This is a genomic window from Ureibacillus sp. FSL K6-0786, from assembly GCF_037965165.1.
GTDB classification, from domain to species: domain Bacteria; phylum Bacillota; class Bacilli; order Bacillales_A; family Planococcaceae; genus Ureibacillus; species Ureibacillus thermosphaericus.
Window position 1 is genome coordinate 808,037 of the sequence record NZ_CP150191.1, and the last position, 19,357, is coordinate 827,393.

The following is a 19,357-nucleotide window of genomic DNA, read 5'->3' on the forward strand; positions in this document are numbered from 1 at the left end:
AGCTCAATAATTACGTAGTTGATAAAACCAATTTTTCAATAAATTGGCAAACTGCGGTTGTATCTTTGCTACCAAGTCCTTGAGATTTGGCAGCTTCAAAAAGTTGATACGTTTGTGCTCCCAATAAAACAGGAACTTGTAACTCTGCAGCTGTTTTTGTATAGAGAGAAACATCCTTATGCATATGGTCCAAACTAAACAAAACATTGTCATACGCTTTCTTTAAAATATTGTCTCCAAAAACTGCAAGAACTCTTGAAGCACTTCCTTTTGAAAGGATTTCTTCTAATTTTTCTAAATCTAAGCCAGCTTTTGATGCAACTGTATATGCCTCCCCAATGCTTGCAATTGTTGATGCAACGACGATATTATGACAAAGTTTTGCAATTTGGCCGTTTCCGTTTTTCCCTAAATAAATGATGTCCTTCCCTACAACCTGCAAAATAGGAAGAATTTCATTAAACTTCTCTTGATCACCAGCAACCATCAATGTCAATGTGCCATTTCTCGCTCCATTAGGCCCACCACTTACTGGTGAGTCAAAAAAATACATTCCTTTTTCATTGTAAATCGATGCGATTTCTATCGCTGTGCCAGCATCTGTTGTGCTCATATCTACAATTACAGAACCAGGTTTTAACACATTTAACAATGCATTTAAATACACATCTTTTACGGCTTCAACTGTCGGTAACGATGAAATAATGAACTCCACTTTCTCCCCTAATTGTTGAAGAGAATCAACTGCAATGCCCTCATTTTCTTGGATCCAATCTTTTACTTGTGGATTTGTATCGTAAATATATACGTCATCCTTATTTTGAATGTAGTTGTAGGCAATGCCTTTTCCCATAAGTCCGCAGCCGATTATTCCAATCTTCACACACATCCCCCCGTGAATGGAAACTATTTACTTTCTATTTCTTTAAAAAATTCGAGTGCTGTCGCAATCCCATTTCCTGCTGCAGGAATGCCGCAATAAACGGCACATTGTAAGAAGACCTCCTCTATCTCTTCCTTTGTACAGCCATTATTGATAGCCCCTTGCAAATGAATTTTTAGTTCGTGTTGATAATTTAATGCTGTTAACAATGCTATATTAATTAAACTTCTCGTTTTTCGATCGAGATTTGGGCGATTCCATATTTCTCCCCAACAATACTGCATAGCCAGTTCATGAAAAGAACGATTAAACTCATTCGTATTCCTAATGAACTGTTGGACATTTTCCTCGCCTAAAACTTCCTCTCTTGCTTTAAACCCTTCTTTATACATTTCTCTAAACGTTTCTTTAAATTTTTCTATCGTCACACACAACACCCCGCGATATTTTTGAAATGGACTAATTCGTCTCCATGCTCTGTTAGGCATGATTCCTATATGAATTCATGCAATAAAAAACCCGTTTTATTTTTTAATAAATGGCGTTGTAGCTAATGCAATATATAAAGCAATGCCAAATTTCATCGCTTCTGCATTAGGTAAAAATTTCTCATGATGAAGTTTATATGAACCCCCTTCATCATCTCCAACACCTAAAAACAAGAATGCACCCGGCACATGCTCAAGATAGAAAGCAAAATCTTCACTTGCCATACTTGGCTTTTCTAATATCTCTACAGCATCCGATCCAAATAATGCTTCTGCTAATTGTTGGGCATGCAACACATATTGTTTTGTATTGTTTGTAACGGGATAGCCAAAGTTGTATATGATATCTGCCTCAAGACGTAACGCGCTGCTCATGCCATAAATAATTCTCAAAAACTTTTTTTGAATATCTTTTCTTGTCTTATCACTCAACGTTCGAACGGTTCCTTTAAATACAGCTTTTTCTGGAATAATATTAAAGGCATTTCCAGCTTCCAGTTTCCCGATCGTAATCACCGCTGAATCTACCGGATCTATTTCTCTACTAATCACACTTTGTAAAGATGCAATGATATTGGCACTGCCAACAATGGCATCAATTCCTTGATGTGGAGCTGCTCCATGACCAGCTTGACCAGTCAGTGCCACTTCAAATGTATCCATGCTCGCCATCAATGGCCCACTCTTAAAACCTATTTTTCCAATTGGTAGATCAGGCCACACATGAAAGCCATAAATGTAATCCACATTCGGATTAGTTAATGCACCATCTTGTATCATATATTTCGCACCAGCCAACATTTCTTCTGCCGGTTGAAAAATAAATTTAATTGTTCCAGCTATATGATCTTTGTATTTTGAAAGAATTTTCGCCGCACCGAGTAACATGGCCATGTGCATATCATGTCCACATGCATGCATTGCCTGTTCATGTTGTGACGCAAAATCTACCCCTGTACATTCTTTAATCGGCAATGCATCCATATCCGCGCGCAATCCAATAACCGGCCCCTCTTTCCCACCTTTTAATATGCCGACCACTCCAGTTTTCGCATATCCTGATTGCACTTCTATACCACAATTATTTAGAAAGTTTTTTACGATTTGAGATGTTTTATGTAAATCAAATCCGATTTCAGGGTATTTGTGTAAAGTCTTACGCAATTCAACAATTTCATCAAACTCATCTTCTATCCATTGTTGTATTAAATCAGAAGATAAAATGGTTTGGTTCATCAGACTCCCTCCTATCCAGATTCAAAAGAGTAATATATTTATGGACAGGTTGATAAATAGTCCTAAAAATATTAAGAACAAATTAGCACATTTTCTATTATTTGTAAATATTCAATTTTCAGTATTTTAGAAATACTAAAAATTGACTAGTCAAAATCTCATTGTAAAAAGCAAATATTTCTTATAAAATTTTTCTAAAAGCATATTTGAGGCAGGGAGAAGTAATGGTTGTATACAATATTGGAATAGTCGGACCAGAAGATCTTGCAACAAAATTTAAAACACAGCTAGAGGAATTAAACTTGCTCAATGTATCCATTAACCTTTCAATTGTAAATCAATTTGAGGATACGAAGAAATTAGAGCTCTCTTTTGTCGAAAAATGCGATTTATTATGTTTTATGGGGCCAATTGGTTATGAAATATATCGTGAAGAAATTGTTCCTCGACTGAAAACAATCCCTCCTATCTCATTACATATTCGTTATGATAGCTCCGCTCTATACTTATGTCTTTATAAACTGTTAAGCAAAAAACAAGGGGATATTAATTTATTTACACCTTTTTCCATAGACTTATTAGCTGAAAAAGAGGTTAAAGTTGCACTTGAGGAAATCGATTTATCGCCAGATCATTATTTTCTAATTCATGGCGATACTTCCTATACAACGGAACACTGGGCAAATATTCACGAAGAATATTACCGAAAAGGAAAAACGAAATATGCAATTACTTGTTTGACAAGTGTTGCCTATGAACTTCAAAAACGCCAAGTTCCAGTGATGCGCATTAAACCAACTTACGCTGCAATCTCAATGACAACCGAAATATTAATCGCAAAATTAGAACAATTAATTAGCAATGAGCTCAAAACCATTGCCATATTAGTCAAATGGCACGAAGCAGATCGCCGTCCAAAAAATCGATATACATTTTATAAGCAAAAATTAAAGTTCCAAGAAGCCATTATTAATTTTTGTGAGAAATATGAAATGTCACTCACTTTCGAAAACGATTTCAAAGCCATACTTTATACAAATCAATCAATTTTAAAAGAACTTACCAAAAATTATAAAGTGTTCCCTTTTACAAAAGAGATTGAGGAAATTTTAGGAACGAGAATCTCGATCGGTATCGGTGTTGGAAATGATGCAGCCCGTGCTGAAATTTATGCAAATCGTGCGTTAAAATTTGCTGAAGCAAAGCATACTTCGACCACATACTTAGCATATCAAAATGGCAGCATTATAGGGCCATTAAACAGTGAAGAAGTAGAACCCCTTTCCTTTTCAACGCATTTGAATAATCGTCATTTACAAGATATTGCAAAGAAGACTTCATTAAGTGCCATTACAATTTCAAAATTACGCTCACTTATTCAAAATCAAGAACATCCATATATAACAAGCCATCAAATTGCTGAAGCATTTGACATATCATTGCGCACAGCCAATCGAATATTACACACATTAGAAAGCTATCGATTTGCGAAAGTAATAGGTGAAGAACAACCTCCTGGAAGAGGTAGACCAAGAAAGCTATACGAACTGAAATTGACGGAAGAGTGATTGGATTTCGGATTTGGCTATTATTTTACCTGGGTTGACTATTATCTTGGGCAGGTTGGCTATTATCTTATTGGATTTGACTATTATCCTTTTTTTGCTGGTTTGGGTTTTTGGCTTTGGCTATTATTTTCCCTAGATTGACTATTATCTCGGCCGAGTTGACTATTATCTCTTTGAATTTGACTATTATCTCATCTCTGCTGGAGCGAATTTTCGGCTTTGGCTATTATCTTATCTGGGTTGACTATTATCTCGGCCGAGTTGGCTATTATCTCACTGCTTTTGGCTATTATCCCATCTCTGCTGATGCGAATTTTTGGCTTTGGCTATTATTTTACCTAGATTGACTATTATCTCGGCCGAGTTGGCTATTATCTCTTTGAATTTGACTATTATCTTATCTTTACTAAAGTGATTTCTCGGTTTTTACTTACAATTTTTTCTTATTTAGATCCACTCCATATATCTATTCGGTATTCGTTCAATCGTGTGGTTAGCTCCATTGCTGGATTAGAAAAACACCTTGCTCGGGCAAATTGCTTCTCAACTTGTATAGATAACTCCTTATTTTTGAGAGGACCACGAATCGTTAAGGGTGGAGTTGAATCAGAATCGGATTCCAAATTGACAGGAACGATATTTAGTTTTTCAACTGCCAAACAAAAACACCTCCTCTGTAATCGATAACTCTATCTTACAGGGAGGTACGATCGATTGATATGCGTCGTTTGAGGGCTTACCATTGTATAAAATGCTTTCTACATGCGAAAATGGAAATTCCCCCTGCCTAAAGCAGAGGGGAATAGGGGTCTATTAATTAATTTGTTTCAATTAAACCGTATTTTCCGTCTTTTCGTCTGTATACGATGTTTGTATTGTTTGTTTCCGCATCTGTATAAACATAAAAGTCATGCCCGAGCAAGTTCATTTGGAGAATGGCTTCATCTTCATCCATTGGTTTTAAGTCAAACTGTTTTGTACGAACAATTTCAAAATCTTCATCTTTGCCGCTATCATTGTTATTCGGAGTAATATTATTAGCGAAATAAACGCCTACACCTTCGCGATCACGAAGTTTGCGGTTGACTTTTGTTTTATGTTTACGAATTTGTCGTTCGAGTTTATCTACAATTAAGTCAATACCAGCATACATATCTTCATGGCGCTCTTCAGCACGAAGCGTTAAGTTTTTTAACGGAATGGTTACTTCCACTTTTGTTTTCTTATCATTATACACTTTCAAGTTTACATTGGCAGAAGCATTGACACCTTCGTTGAAAAACTTTTCAATTTTCTGAACTTTGTTGATGACGTAATCTCGAATAGCTGGAGTTACTTCAATGTTTTCACCGCGAATGTTAAAGTTTAACATGTAAACTCCTCCTTTATTGACCCTATGTAAATTATATTCTACATAAGTTTGCAAATTCCTTCTAGAAACTATGTATTCTTTTTAGGAATTCGACAAATTTTTTACCTTTTAAAAACCGATATATTTTTTTGAAATAACTTCTTTTCTTCTCCGGCGCTTCATTTCGCTAATAATCAATTCTTCAATATCTGGTTGATTTTTAAATTGCAATCCAAAATGAGCACCCATACCAAAAGGTTTACTCCAACGTACATAACCAATAGCTTGAATTCTTGTAATATCCAAAACAAAATGCATCTGAAACTGCAACGATTCAGGAGGAAGGTTGTATATTTTAGAAATATCTGAGTTCGTATACACTTTCATTCCCCGAGGACTAATATCAATAATTTTACATGGATGCATCTCACTATCAATCCGACGTCCGTTTACAAGCACAGAAAATTGTGCATCTAATGGTTGATTAAAAACGAATCGAAACGCCTCTTTGCGCTTATATTTTTTAGATATCATATTCATTCCCCCAAATTAACAGTCCTGCCAAACTCTTCTTATTATAAATATCGTTAATGAAAAGAAAATATCCACAATAAGAATTAATATTTTTCACAAAAATTTGTGACGATTTTTTAACTATTGTAAAGCGTTATTGATAATAAAAAAGCCCTAAACTTTGAGGATATTTGTACCTATCGCTTGAAAAATTCATAGTACTGAATAGCGAATAACGTAACTCCAATATACTTAGCGACTTTATTAAATAAAAAACGCCTTACAACCTTATATTTCGGGTGTAAGGCGTTTTAAGATCCAAATGATTAGTAAATTCCGACTACACTTGCTGCACATTTTGATATTGTTGTTGGCGATTTAGTTTAATAACTTCTTTCCAAGTATCACGGAATTCCGTAACCAATCCGATTACTTCATCAACGATTTCGACATCGTTTTTGATATTTGCTTCAATTAAGCGTCGATTCATATATTCATATAATGGAAGAATTTGTTTTGATATTTCGTAATCCATGTTGAGTGTAACGATTAGTTCGTTAATGATATTTTGAGCTTTTTGTAAATTAGTGTTTTTTTCTTCAATGTGTTTTTCTTCAATTGCCTTTCTAGCCAAATTCAAAAATTTAATACATCCATTGTAAAGCATTAATGTCAGTTCACCAGGGGAAGCTGTATTGATACTGTTTTGTTTATACGCATTATATGCGTTATTATGTAATGTCATATAAGACACTCCTTTAATCGCTAAGTAAAAAACCCTATGAGTTTTTTACTATCATTTTATCATAGAAGATACTTCATTTTTAGTGACTCTCTATTATTTTTTCTTATCATAATACATGCCGTCCATCACTTGTACGCTCGCATAAGGGTTTGAATATTGCTTTTCGTGTTTTTTCACATTTTGCAAATCTTTTAAATCCTTTTTCACTGCATCCATAACAAGCTGAAGTCTTTTTCGAATTCCTTCATCCAATTGCATTAGCATCGAATGATCTTTTAATTCAGGCTGAATTTGAAATCCTTGACGCTTTAAAGAGTCGATGATTTCTCCCCGTTCATCCAACAATTGATGGATGTTTTCTATATAATCGTCTCGTTCTTCTCCTTTTGGAATATCGGAAAGGAGTTGATACAGCTTAGCAGAAACTTGTAATAATTGTTTTGTTAAATCCATGTAATATCAACTCCTTTTCAATCATTAATATTGAGGCATGAATAAACTTGCTTGCATGTTTGCTTTATTGATAGCTTGCTCCATCGCAGTGAATTGTTTCCAGTAGCGTTGTTCAATCGTAATAAGCTTGTCTTTCCAAGTTTTGATACGAGACTCGATATCAGTTAAAGTTTTACCAAGAGTATACTGATTCGCAGTCATTGTAGTACGGCCAGCTTTTTTCTCGATTTTATTTTTGATATTTGTCATTTCCTCGCGGAGTTTTTGTAAGTATCCACGAGTATCAACTGTTTTTTCAACGCCATTTTCAATGATAGTATCGTCTTTTTTACCATAATTTGTGAATAGCGCTGCCACAGCATCCGGATCTTCCTCTAAAGCTTTGCGAAGTTTGTTTTCATCGATTTCAATAGTACCACCATCATTGTAATTTTTAGAAGTAGTGATTCCGATGCTAAAGAGTGTATTATATTTTGGATTGGAAACTGCCGGATTTGATTCATACAATAATGCACGCATTTTAGAAATACCTTCTCGAATAATCGAGTCGCTGCGCAGTAGACCACTTTTAGCTTTTTCTTCCCAAAGTTCAATTTCTTTTTCATCCATTTCTTTTCTTTGGGCTTCAGTTAAAGGTGGGTAATCTCTATATTTTGATTCTTTAATTAAATCATTTAATTCTTTGATTAAACCATTATATGTGTTTACAAAATCTTTTATTTTAGAAATAATGTCATCCACGTTGGTTGTAGATGTAATCGATACCGGACTTGTTGTTGGCGCACCTATTAAAGCATCTTCATCTATATCATCACCATTTAATATACCGGCATTTTGTGCATCTTCTTTTGCAGTATCAAAAGTATTTTGTGCATTCGTTAAACGAGTTTGAGCCGCATTTAATTCAGAATTTGCTTTAACATAATTACTTCTAATAATGTTTTGTTCCGCTAAATTTTTAAAATTGTTTAATTGTTCCTCTGTTAAACTATCTAATGCTTTTATTTGATTTTCAGTTAGCTTCTCTAGTTTATTGCGCAAAGTTTCATCGGTAATGGATGAAATTGCATCTTCTTGAGTAAAATCGATATTGCTAATTGTTTCAATTTCAGAGGCAGATAAATTATTAAAGAACGAATCACCAAGAGCGCTATATTTTGTTTTCAAATCATCTGCTTGAGCTTTTTGGTGATAAATCTCTAACGTACTTGGCGAAGTGGATAGTAAATTCGTTAAATCATCTTTAGATAGAGATTTAAGCACCTTTTTAACTTCATCGCTAAATTCAGGGTTATTATCAATATTCTCATGAATTGTCGTTAAGTCGTCATTACTATCATAAGCAAAGTTTTGGATAGCGGCAATTGCTGCTGCATCAAAATCTTTTAACTTTGTACCATAAACTTGATAATTTGCATGTAATCTATAATCTACTAATTCTTGTTCAGATAAATCAGCTAAAATTTGAATCTTATCATCAGATAGAGCTTTTAGGTTCGTATAATCACTTGCTTCGATTGCTGTTTTTAAATCATCTTTATTTTCTAAAATGAAATTAATTTCATCATCCGATAATTTTCTCCAAAATGCACTTCCGAGTTTATTAAAGAGTTCTTGTTCTGAAAGAGTTAGTGTATTTCCAAAAGCAACTTTATATGCATTGTTATGCGCAGTCGTATAACTCGGTGTTTCTGTAGCACCAACACCATAATAAGCATCTTTGGCATTATTATACTGATTAGTTTTATTTGTTAAGTTAATACCAGCTAATTCCAATTCTTTTTGAGCTGCAATATATTTTTCAGCGATTGTTTGAACACTATTGAAAGTGGACTTTAACGTAACGTTATAGCCAGAAATGCTAAATGAGTTGGATGCTCTTTCTGTAGCTATACCATTAACTTGAAAAATGGCATTTTTACCGTTATCAGCTAAATTTGTTGTGTCAGCAAATTGAAATGCTGCAAAAACTTCTTGACCAGAGTCAACAACAATTTCTGCTCCACCTTTTACATCACCAGTGTTTTTTGCAGTTATAGAAAGCCGTCCATTTTCGAACACGGCACTAACACCTGCAGCACTGCTATTAATCTTGCTGACGAATTGATCAATTGTCATATTTTCTGTAAATTCTATTCTTGTAGCTTTAGCAGCTAATGTACCGTCCTTTTGAATGGCACGAATTTCTATATAATTTTGACTTACTGTAACACCACTGTTCGCAAATAAATCTCCTAATGTTGTTGTACCAATCCCATTTACTTGCCCGCCTACTGCACGAGCAGCCGAAGCTAATTGAGAAACCCCTTCAATTGTCAAAGTTCCTGCAGCTGAACCAGTTGCAGTAGCTTCGACTAAACTAGAATTTGAGGAAGTGGCTGTTTTCGTATTGAAACTTTTTAGCAATAAATTATCCGCAATATAAGTATCAAAAGTTTGTAATTTTTTATTCACATTGCGATAGGCATCGCGAGTCCATTCGTAAATTTGTTTCTGTTGTTGTAATTTATCAAGTGGGATGCGCTCTGCTTGCATTAGTTTTTCAACTAGCGCATCTATATCCATACCAGAAGCTAATCCACCGATACGAAGTTGTGACATATAAAAACCTCCCTAATATGTTCCCGTTAAATTTTTTCGTCTACAATCATTCCAACAAGTTTTTGCATTTCATAGAAAGCATCAAGCAATTTTTTTGGCGGAATTTCTTTTATTACTTCTTCGGTATCCTGATCAATTACCGTGATGTAGTAGCGTTCCAAACCTTCATGATAAACAAATCTAGAACTTCTATGATTGATTTCTAAAAATTCATTCATCGATTTTACTGCTTGTTTTATTTTTTCTTTTGTAGATTCTTCGTTACCGATTATATTATTATCAATAACCAATGACTCATTGCTTCCGTGCTTATTGATTTTATCATCTGATGCATTTTCAACAGCTTTAACAACTGTTGAAGTATCTATAGCTGGTTGTGAAGAAATGCGCATAAGTACTCCTCCTTGATTAACCGAGCAAAAAGTTTATTTACTAATAGTTATATCGGATTGATTGAGCAAAATTTATACTAATTTCCATAAATGCACGATTATAAAATTAAAAATAAAGAGCAGAAATCCCCAACAAACCATGGAAATTTCTGCTGTATTTTTTCTATATTCGATGATTGTATATACTGCTAATAATAAAAATTATTATTTATAAAATTCGAAGCAATCGAAAATTGTTAAGAATGTTTTTAATTCCAACTCATCAAATTCTATACATAGATTTTGATTATAATAATTCGAATCATTTGTTACATTTTCTAGTAGAATAATATTGTCTGTTATTACTCCTTCATCTTCAATTTCTAATAAATAGTCGCATAACCCGTTGGACCTAATAAATTTATCCAAAAAAATATTGTTTTTTATGGATCTTCTTTTTGCAACAAATGAACACCCTATTAAATCAAAAAAATTCACTTCATCTTTATTTAAGTATTTTATTTCTTTTTCAAATAGATTATCATTTAATCTTATTTTACTAACTTGTACAAGTTTGGCTTTTAAAGTTTGAAAGTCGAAAATCACTTTAATCTTTGTATTTTCTTCATAACTTGCACTTAAGTACCATTGATAAATAAGAAATTCTTTGTCCCATAATTCCTTTTTTTCTATTACTTCAACTAGAAACTTTTCCTCTTTTTCTACAACTTTCATTTTTCCACCTTAAACAAATGTTCATTAACAAAATCATTAATGATCCACTGATTACCATCCGATTCATCATTTTCATGAATTACTGTAAAAATAAAGTCTGCATTGGATTCAAAACTATTCTTATTCTCAGGTCTTAATTGATTAACTAATAATTCAACATGACCAAATTTTAATGATAATTCATTTCTACATTCTTCAACATCGTATGTAATTTTCTTATTTGTTTCATTAAATACGTAAGTCATCATCAAATTTGTATTTTTAGGCAAATAAACATCAATTGGAAAACCACAAATTAAATCTAAATATAATTCAGTCAAATCAATGTTAAAAATTTTAGAAATAAAAGTTTTAAAATAAATCCCTCCACCAACACCGATATCCATTTCAATTAAGTTTATCTTATTTTCCTCAACGATAATGTCATATTTAATGATAGAGTTAACTATATTCATTTCTTTTATTAATTTGTTAGCATGTTCTACTATTCTTTTATAATTTAAACTATCTTTGCAAAAATACAATTTCCCTAAAAAAAATGTATTTTTAAAATTCTCTCTTTTCAGCGGTGCTAATAATTTTATTTCACTATTTTGGACAATTAATAATACACGATATTCCTGGCCGAAACTTACTTCCTGCACAACATTAGAAGCTTGAACCTCATTGTTTAAAATTTTATTTTTTAAATTTTTTCCTTCAATAAATAATACATCAGCTGATCCTCTTCCAATTGAAGGCTTTAAAACATAAAGTGTTTCATCGTTTAATAATTCTAAATTCTTATTAATATCATTAATAGTATAGGTTTTAATTTGAGAAAGCCCAAATTTTAAATATAATTGTTGCTGTTTTTCTTTTTCCATTCCGATGATTAAGTCATTAGGAACTTTTGTAGGTAAATTATAAAGATTCGTAATTTTTAACAATGTTTTAATAGCCCTTCCTCCAGCATAAGAACCAGCAGCTATAATATTTTCATCCAAAGCATTTAACCAATTGATTGCTTCATCAAAATTAGAAGTATCTATTTCTTCAAAATAATCACTAAGCTCTATTGCTTCACTATTATTTTTCCCTTTTCCAAACGAGGCAACTTTAATTCCTCTTTTTTTCGCTGCTTTAATAAAAGGTAATTGGTTAGTACCAGCGCCGACAGAAACTAAAACACTGTTTGAATAATTTTGTTTAATTTCTTTCATTAAAAATCTCCTTTGTGTCTTCCCGGTTATATAAGTCGAATTGAATCCAATCTTGAAGGCTATTTAAATTAAATTTATTATTAAAGGTCATTGGACTCTTATTATGTTTTTGATCCAAAAGTAACCCTTCAGACCAAAAATATTTTGCTTTTATAGGGTTATTTAGATTAATATCAATATCTAAAATTGACCATTCTTTTAAGAATATTTCAAAGAAATTATAACTTGCATCCACAAATAGTTGAGATGGCCCCCACAATCTTGGATTCGCCTCAATCATAATAAACTCATTTTGTCTCAACCGTAATTCAACCATTACCAAGCCAAAAAACTTTTTACTCAAAAAAAGTTTCTCATAATCCGATGATATTTTATTTTTATGGAAATCTGAAATTTCGGCTGCAATTATCGACTTGCCACCATATTGTTGTAAATAGTTTTCCTGAGATAATTTATAAACCTGTCCGTCTTTTGTGAAATAGTAAAGTAAATATATGCTTCTGCCTTCGACATACTCTTGATAATAAAATGCATTTAATGGATACTTTTTAATAAAATTAACAAAATCACTTTCATTCTCAATAATAACTGGGGAGTAAATCTTTCCATCATTAGTTTCATACTTTTTAGGTTTTGCAACGAATACATTCTCAAAGGTTTTAGGAAATTCAATATGAGAAGGTACTTTTAACCCTTGTTCTAAACAGCACTTTGTAAAATTTTCTTTATCGGAAATATCAATATACAAATTTTCATCAACTAGTGGTATTATTGCACCGACTTCTTCAAACTTTTTCCTATATTTTAATAAAAATCTATTGATTGCCTCAGAACTAGGAATGATGACAATTTCTTCTAATTTATTTTTATTTAAAATATCCTTAATAATAGTAATAGTTAAATCAATATCTAATTTTAAACTTTCCCTAGTGTATACAATTTTATCTTTATATTTTGTTTTAAATAATTCATCATCTTTTGACTTGGCTATAATAAAGTAATTTTCAAACTTATTTTTTTCTAATGTCCGCAAAAACGCTAATATCGCTCTTGGATTAAATCCAGAAAATAGTAATACTCCTTTTTTATTACTCATAATAATCCCCACTTAATATTGTTTGCGCAACCAATTTTCCTTAATATATTTGAACATACAATTAAATGTTTTTCTTTAAATAATAATCAATAGTTTGAACTAATCCTTTATACCAATTTGTTCTCGGAATCCACATTAGTTCATTTTTTAATTTACTTGAATCGATAGCATATCTATAATCATGCCCTGCTCGATCATCTACAAAAGATATTAAAGATTTAAATGACTTTATGCCAAAGGCTTGTAATTTATCAAATGCTGCTTTATCTAAAATTTCACATATAGTGTCAACAATTTCGATATTTGTTTTTTCATTATTTCCGCCAACTAAATATAACTCTCCTGCTTTTCCTTGATGATAGACGACATCAATTGCTGTACAATGATCCTCTACAAATAACCAGTCTCTCACATTCAACCCATTCCCATATATAGGAATTAATTCTCCCGCTAAAGCTTTTCTAATTATCGTTGGAATTAATTTTTCATCATGCTGCCTTGGGCCGAAATTATTGGAACAATTTGTTATTACAACATTCATTCCATATGTACGAAAATAACTTCTGACTAACATATCAGAAGCAGCTTTACTAGCGGAATATGGGCTATTTGGAGCATACGGACTTTCTTCATTAAAATATCCTTCATCGCCTAAGGAACCGAATACTTCATCTGTTGATATATGGTGAAATCGAGCATTTTTAAATTCGTTTTTTACTTTTCCTGGTGAATCCATCCAATATTTTCGTGCTACATCAAGAACGGTAAATGTTCCGTTCACATTCGTTTCTACAAAAGCACCAGGATTTTTTATTGAGTTGTCCACATGGGATTCGGCAGCAAAATGGAAAACTCCTTGAAATTGATATTTTTGAAATAAATGCTCAATTAATTCTCGATCACATACGTTCCCTTTTACAAACTCGTAATTTGGATGATTTTCAACTTCCGTTAAGTTTTCTAGTTTTCCCGCATATGTTAATAAATCTAAGTTAACTATTTTATATTCGGGATACTTATTTAACATATAAATAATAAAATTCGATCCAATAAATCCTGCTCCCCCTGTTACGAGTAAATTCATATTTTTTCACTACCTTTCAATTGCAGAGTTAACTATAGATGCAATTTTTTGAACATCCTCCATAGCCAAATCTGCATATAATGGCAAACAAAGAACCCGCTTCGAAATATCTTCAGATATCGGACAATTATGTTTAGATTGAATATACGGTAAGTTATTTAATGAAGGATGAAAATATCTTCTTGATTGAATACTATTGGCTTGTAATAACTCTTTAACTTTTAATAACAATTCTTCACTTTCAAAAAGGATTGGAAAATATGCATAGTTATACTCTACTTCATTACCAATTTTTAAAACTTGAAGGCTAGGATTTAACAAATTATTGTACATTTCACTTAACTTTTTCCGCTTTATTAAATTTAAATTTATGTATTCTAAATTACATATCCCCATTGCCGCATGGAACTCTGAATTTTTCCCATTAATTCCTTCTACTATCGGTATATTATCTTGTTGACCAAAATTTTTTAATTGCACTATAAACTTATCAATATCTGGTCCAACATTATTTACAATTCCGCCGCCTTCAATTGTATGAAAAACTTTAGTAGCATGAAAACTTAAAGTAGACAGATCCCCATATTGTAAAATGGACTCTCCTTTATATTTCACTCCAAAAGCATGAGCAGCATCATAAATAACTTTTAAATTATATTTTTTTGCAATTCGATTAATAGTTTCAACATCGCAAGGGATTCCGTACACATGGGTTGCAAGAATAGCTGATGTTTTTTCTGTGATTGCCTCTTCTATTTTATCTGCATCTATACATAAAGTATCTGGACGGATGTCAACATAAACAGGAGTACATCCTTCCCATAAAATTGCTGTTGTTGTTGCTACGAAAGAAAAAGGCGTTGTAATAATTTCCCCAGATAAATCTAATGCTTTAATCGCTAGTTGTAATGCTATTGTGCCATTAGAAACATAGTGTAAAGAAGAAACATTTAAGTATTGTTTTAATTTCATTTCAAGTTCTTGTACCAGCGGACCATTATTTGTTAACCAAGCTCTTTCCCAAATGCCTTTAACTAAGTTTGTATACTTTTCTTGTGGAGGGAGGAACGGTTTGGTTACATTAATCATTTTTTATCGTCCTTTTTGATTAAACTTAATACATATTGGTCGTAAGAATTCTTAGGAGGACTTGTTATTTCTGGCACATCAATCCATCCATTGTTCATTGCGATTTCTTCTAAACAAGCAATCATATACCCTTGCCTTTTTTGCACCGTTTCAACAAATTGGCTTGCTTCTAGAAGACTTTCAAAAGTACCGGTATCTAACCATGCAAAACCGCGGCCCAGTAATCGAACTTGGAGTTTTTTACGTTTTAAATATTCATTATTAATATCTGTTATTTCAATTTCACCTCTAGCGGAAGGTTTTAAATTTTTTGCTATTTGAATGACATCGTTATCATAAAAGTACAATCCAGTTACTGCATAATTAGATTTTGGAATACTTGGCTTTTCTTCAATTGAAATAACGTTTTTATTTTCATCAAATTCGACTACACCAAATCTTGAAGGATCTTTTACTTGATAACCAAATATAATAGACCCTTCTTTTAAAGTAATTGCTTTTTTTAAAATAGGTGTAAAACCTTGTCCAAAAAATATATTGTCCCCTAATATTAAACAAACAGAATCATTTCCTATAAAATCTTCCCCAATGATGAATGCATCTGCGAGCCCTCTTGGTTTTTCTTGAACTTTATAAGTTATCTCCATTCCTAAACTTTTACCGCTTCCAAACAGACTCTGGAATGACTGTAAATCCTTTGGAGAGGTAATAATCAATACTTCCCGAATTCCAGCTAACATCAATACTGAAAGTGGGTAATAAATCATCGGTTTATCGTATATTGGTAAGAGTTGTTTAGAAATACCTCTTGTAATAGGATATAATCTTGTTCCACTACCGCCAGCTAAAATAATCCCTTTCACTGTTTCACCCCAAAAATTATGTATTGATTAAATAACATTTCTATATAAATCAACTAACGACGACATATATTTTTCATAGCTGAAATTATTAGTTGCGATTTCTCTACCTAACTCAATCATCCTATTGTATTTTTCTTTATTTTGAATAATTTCTTTAATTGTTTCAGAAATATGATTAATACTATTTAAGTTATAAAAAAGAGAAGATTGTTTTATATTTGGATGATTCGTTGTTAAATCTTCCATTTCATTCGAACAAAGCAATGTTGAATTAAAAAGGGCATTACTAATTCTTTCATGTGTAGTTTTAAAAAATGGTGTAACATTAAGTGCCACTTTACTCTGTGCAATAATGTTGATGCAATCTAAATACGATACAGATGGTTTTATAATCACATTAGGATATTTACTAAAGTATTGATGGGCATCACCATTTGAAAAAATCCACATTTCCAATCCTGTTTCAGCAAACTCTTGCAAAATGATTATTCTAGTGAAATTTCGATAAAAACTATCAATTATTGGAAACAAAGTACGACTAATGTTAATAATCTCAGATTCAGGTAGAGGTAGATTTTCCTTTAGGAAATTTTCAAAATAAATTTCAATGGATTCCTCTAGTAATTGTAATTCTGTGCTCAATTTGTTAATAATTACTTGAATAAATTGATTTACCAAATTATAAAGATTTTCACTTTTCTCTCGTAATTCATCAACTTTTTTATAAGGATCCATAATAGAACCAAAAAATACCATTGGAAAAATTTTATTATCGAATGGTATGTTAAACCTTTCAGTTGATGGACTGATGTTTAATATTGAGTAACGATTAACATTTAATTTTTCAAATGCACTTACATAAATCTGTTGCGGGGCAATTGTGAATACTGTTTTTGCATTTGGATTTTTCAATGCTCTTTCCCCAACATGATAGTACGGATGATCTCCCAATCTAACGATATGAGGAATATTAGTATACTCATGATGAGTAATTCCATCATAGAGATAACAAATCGGATTATTGGATATAGTAAAATCTGGTTTAAAAGTTTTAACTATTTCTAAATACTCTTGAGCAGAAACAATATTCAAATTACAGATTATATTTTCTATTCCGTAAGAACTCATTGCTTTTGAAAAAAAGGTTGTCGTTGTATTCAAAACGTCATATTGACTATTCCCTTGTAATAAAATGGCTTTCATATAATAACTCCTTGTATATTAAAGTAGAAAAACAATACCGAAACTTAGTAAGTTCATTATTGGCACTTATATAGCATTTACTTTTGACCAATTCCAAACTTCGTAATGTTAATAGATATTCTTTATACATGGTTTAATAAATAAAAAAGGTGATGGATTCAAAAATCTCATCACCTTCATAAATTACCGGAATATATAAAAGGTAACGGGTTTAATTATCCAAACAAAACTGAATTACAATTAAGAATTATAAGATTTGCTCCCATGTAATCGCAGTTCCCTTACTAATATTCTTTTTTGAAATATTCCCTAATATTTGTTCATAGTATTTTGGTTCAATTCCATATCCTGGTCTAACAATTCGAATATTATCTTTCGTAAATGGTTCACCTGCTTTAATATCTCTAGATGCATATATAGAGCGTCTAAATTTTAATGAAGCTTTCTCTTTATCCGTGATACCATACGTTACCTTTCCTAGTGCCAACCATGCTCTTTCCGTTTCCTCAACTAGTGCTTTCATTTCATCCGGTTCCAAAGAAAAAGCAGAATCGACGCCACCATCCGCACGTGATAAAGTAAAATGTTTTTCAATGACGGTTGCACCTAATGCAACACTTGCAACAGCTACACCAATTCCCATTGTATGATCCGATAGACCAACTTGAACATCATCAAACAATTGTTTCATATGTGGAATTGTTAAGATATTTGTATTTTCAGGTGAAGCCGGATAAGTACTTGTACATTTGAGTAATACTAAATCTTTACATCCAGCTTCTTTTACAGTTCGAACTAACTCATCTAGTTCTGCTAACGTCGCCATCCCTGTAGAAACTATCATTGGTTTTCCTGTTGAGGCAACCTTTTTAATTAATGGTAAATGGTTATTTTCAAATGAAGCAATTTTATATAATGGGGCGTCCAATTCTTCTAAAAAATCAACCGCGGTTTCATCAAAGGGGGTACTAAACGCAATCAATCCAAGCTCTTTCGCTCGATCAAAAATTGGTTTATGCCATTCCCAAGGTGTATAAGCTTCATTATATAATTCGTATAATGACTTTCCCTTCCATAAACTCTCATTATCTTGAATCATGAAGTCTTTGGTTTCTACATTTAAAGTCAGTGTATCTGCAGTGTATGTTTGTATTTTTATAGCATGTGCTCCAGATTTAGCAGCAGCTTCAACTATTTCGAGTGCTCTTTCAAGAGATTGATTATGGTTACCTGACATTTCAGCAATTATAAATGGTTTTGTCGTATTATGAAGTAATGACGTATCAAAATTCATTTTATTTCCTCATTTCTTTTAATTTTGATACTGGAGTATCCCAACCATCAACTAATAAATGTTCAAATTCTTTAATATCTTTTTTAAAATGGATAGATCCTTCCTCTAAATTCTGAGGAGTTGAATTACATTTTCCTAGTCTAATTTCTGGCCATTTTTCAATAAAGAGAGCTTCAATTTCTTTCGATAATACGTCATAACTTTCTCGTAAAGTAATATCCCCAGAAAAATTAATTTCTTTTTGAGCAATGATTGGGCCAGTATCTATACCCTCATCTATATAATGGATCGTTACTCCTTTTTTTGTATTTTCTAGGAAACTCCAAAAGTTTGGATCTGCTCCTCTATTCCAAGGAAGAAATGAAATATGTAAATTTATGATTTTGTTCTTCATATAATCAATAATATCTTTTCCAATGATATGCCGATATCCATAACTAACAATAAAATCAAAGTCTTTTACAAAGTCTTTAGAAATTTTTTCTTCAGTTTGTATCACTTCATCAGAAAAACTCTCTAAAAATGTAATCATATGTTGTCTATTAGGGCCTAAATATAAAATTTTCATAATAAGACTCCCGG

General features: G+C 32.1%; 20 protein-coding genes. 1 reads left to right on the plus strand and 19 read right to left on the minus strand.

Annotated elements, in window-relative coordinates; translation table 11 throughout:
- Positions 1–10: 10 nt before the first annotated feature.
- From NSQ18_RS03975 to NSQ18_RS03985, 3 genes are all read right to left on the minus strand, one after another.
- Entirely contained in the window at positions 11–883 is an 873-nt protein-coding gene (locus NSQ18_RS03975) for an NAD(P)-dependent oxidoreductase (protein WP_311733644.1), read from the minus strand.
- A gap of 23 nt (positions 884–906) precedes the next feature.
- Entirely contained in the window at positions 907–1,311 is a 405-nt protein-coding gene (locus NSQ18_RS03980) for a carboxymuconolactone decarboxylase family protein (protein WP_016838013.1), read from the minus strand.
- A gap of 96 nt (positions 1,312–1,407) precedes the next feature.
- Positions 1,408–2,607, minus strand: coding sequence for a M20 family metallopeptidase (locus NSQ18_RS03985; RefSeq protein ID WP_339289069.1), 1,200 nt, complete (start codon positions 2,605–2,607; stop codon positions 1,408–1,410).
- A gap of 224 nt (positions 2,608–2,831) precedes the next feature.
- Between NSQ18_RS03985 and NSQ18_RS03990 the strand changes: the two genes are divergently transcribed.
- Positions 2,832–4,175, plus strand: coding sequence for a hypothetical protein (locus NSQ18_RS03990; RefSeq protein WP_016838011.1), 1,344 nt, complete (start codon positions 2,832–2,834; stop codon positions 4,173–4,175).
- A 443-nt stretch (positions 4,176–4,618) separates the two neighbouring features.
- Here the strand turns inward: NSQ18_RS03990 and NSQ18_RS03995 are convergent, their stop codons facing one another.
- The 16 genes from NSQ18_RS03995 to NSQ18_RS04070 form a co-directional block, all read right to left on the minus strand.
- The gene (locus NSQ18_RS03995) at positions 4,619–4,834 is read right to left on the minus strand and encodes a hypothetical protein (protein WP_168412662.1); all 216 of its coding nucleotides are present in this window, start codon (positions 4,832–4,834) and stop codon (positions 4,619–4,621) included.
- Positions 4,835–4,992: 158 nt separating this feature from the next.
- A complete protein-coding gene (gene raiA, locus NSQ18_RS04000) occupies positions 4,993–5,547 on the minus strand; it encodes a ribosome-associated translation inhibitor RaiA (protein WP_016838010.1) in 555 nt (184 codons plus the stop codon).
- 108 nt (positions 5,548–5,655) lie between these two features.
- On the minus strand, positions 5,656–6,060 hold the full coding sequence (locus tag NSQ18_RS04005) for a PilZ domain-containing protein (protein WP_016838009.1): 405 nt from the start codon (positions 6,058–6,060) through the stop codon (positions 5,656–5,658).
- A 319-nt stretch (positions 6,061–6,379) separates the two neighbouring features.
- On the minus strand, positions 6,380–6,784 hold the full coding sequence (gene fliS / locus NSQ18_RS04010; RefSeq protein ID WP_016838008.1) for a flagellar export chaperone FliS: 405 nt from the start codon (positions 6,782–6,784) through the stop codon (positions 6,380–6,382).
- A 93-nt stretch (positions 6,785–6,877) separates the two neighbouring features.
- Positions 6,878–7,237, minus strand: a complete 360-nt coding sequence (locus NSQ18_RS04015) for a flagellar protein FliT (protein ID WP_016838007.1) — start codon at positions 7,235–7,237, stop codon at positions 6,878–6,880.
- Between the two features lie 24 nt (positions 7,238–7,261).
- A complete protein-coding gene (gene fliD, locus NSQ18_RS04020) occupies positions 7,262–9,838 on the minus strand; it encodes a flagellar filament capping protein FliD (protein ID WP_016838006.1) in 2,577 nt (858 codons plus the stop codon).
- A gap of 26 nt (positions 9,839–9,864) precedes the next feature.
- Positions 9,865–10,230 (minus strand): flagellar protein FlaG, encoded by a 366-nt coding sequence (locus NSQ18_RS04025; protein ID WP_339289073.1) that lies wholly within the window; start codon positions 10,228–10,230, stop codon positions 9,865–9,867.
- 204 nt (positions 10,231–10,434) lie between these two features.
- Positions 10,435–10,944 (minus strand): hypothetical protein, encoded by a 510-nt coding sequence (locus NSQ18_RS04030; RefSeq protein WP_016838004.1) that lies wholly within the window; start codon positions 10,942–10,944, stop codon positions 10,435–10,437.
- Entirely contained in the window at positions 10,941–12,146 is a 1,206-nt protein-coding gene (locus NSQ18_RS04035) for an ATP-grasp domain-containing protein (RefSeq protein WP_016838003.1), read from the minus strand. The genes NSQ18_RS04030 and NSQ18_RS04035 overlap by 4 nt, the downstream gene beginning before the upstream one ends.
- A complete protein-coding gene (locus tag NSQ18_RS04040) occupies positions 12,133–13,242 on the minus strand; it encodes a hypothetical protein (RefSeq protein WP_339289074.1) in 1,110 nt (369 codons plus the stop codon). Before NSQ18_RS04040 ends, NSQ18_RS04035 begins: the two co-directional genes overlap by 14 nt.
- A gap of 61 nt (positions 13,243–13,303) precedes the next feature.
- A complete protein-coding gene (gene rfbB / locus NSQ18_RS04045) occupies positions 13,304–14,326 on the minus strand; it encodes a dTDP-glucose 4,6-dehydratase (protein ID WP_016838001.1) in 1,023 nt (340 codons plus the stop codon).
- Between the two features lie 9 nt (positions 14,327–14,335).
- Complete coding sequence (locus NSQ18_RS04050; protein WP_016838000.1) at positions 14,336–15,415, minus strand: DegT/DnrJ/EryC1/StrS family aminotransferase; 1,080 nt, start codon at positions 15,413–15,415, stop codon at positions 14,336–14,338.
- A complete protein-coding gene (gene rfbA / locus NSQ18_RS04055) occupies positions 15,412–16,278 on the minus strand; it encodes a glucose-1-phosphate thymidylyltransferase RfbA (protein ID WP_339289076.1) in 867 nt (288 codons plus the stop codon). Before rfbA ends, NSQ18_RS04050 begins: the two co-directional genes overlap by 4 nt.
- Before the next feature lie 27 nt (positions 16,279–16,305).
- Positions 16,306–17,481, minus strand: a complete 1,176-nt coding sequence (locus NSQ18_RS04060) for a hypothetical protein (protein WP_339289078.1) — start codon at positions 17,479–17,481, stop codon at positions 16,306–16,308.
- A gap of 247 nt (positions 17,482–17,728) precedes the next feature.
- Positions 17,729–18,775 carry a pseudaminic acid synthase gene (gene pseI / locus NSQ18_RS04065; RefSeq protein WP_016837997.1) on the minus strand — a complete coding sequence of 349 codons (1,047 nt, stop codon included), beginning with the start codon at positions 18,773–18,775 and terminating at the stop codon, positions 17,729–17,731.
- Position 18,776: 1 nt separating this feature from the next.
- Positions 18,777–19,343: a formyltransferase family protein gene (locus NSQ18_RS04070; RefSeq protein ID WP_016837996.1), complete on the minus strand. Its 567-nt coding sequence runs from the start codon at positions 19,341–19,343 to the stop codon at positions 18,777–18,779.
- Positions 19,344–19,357 lie beyond the last annotated feature (14 nt).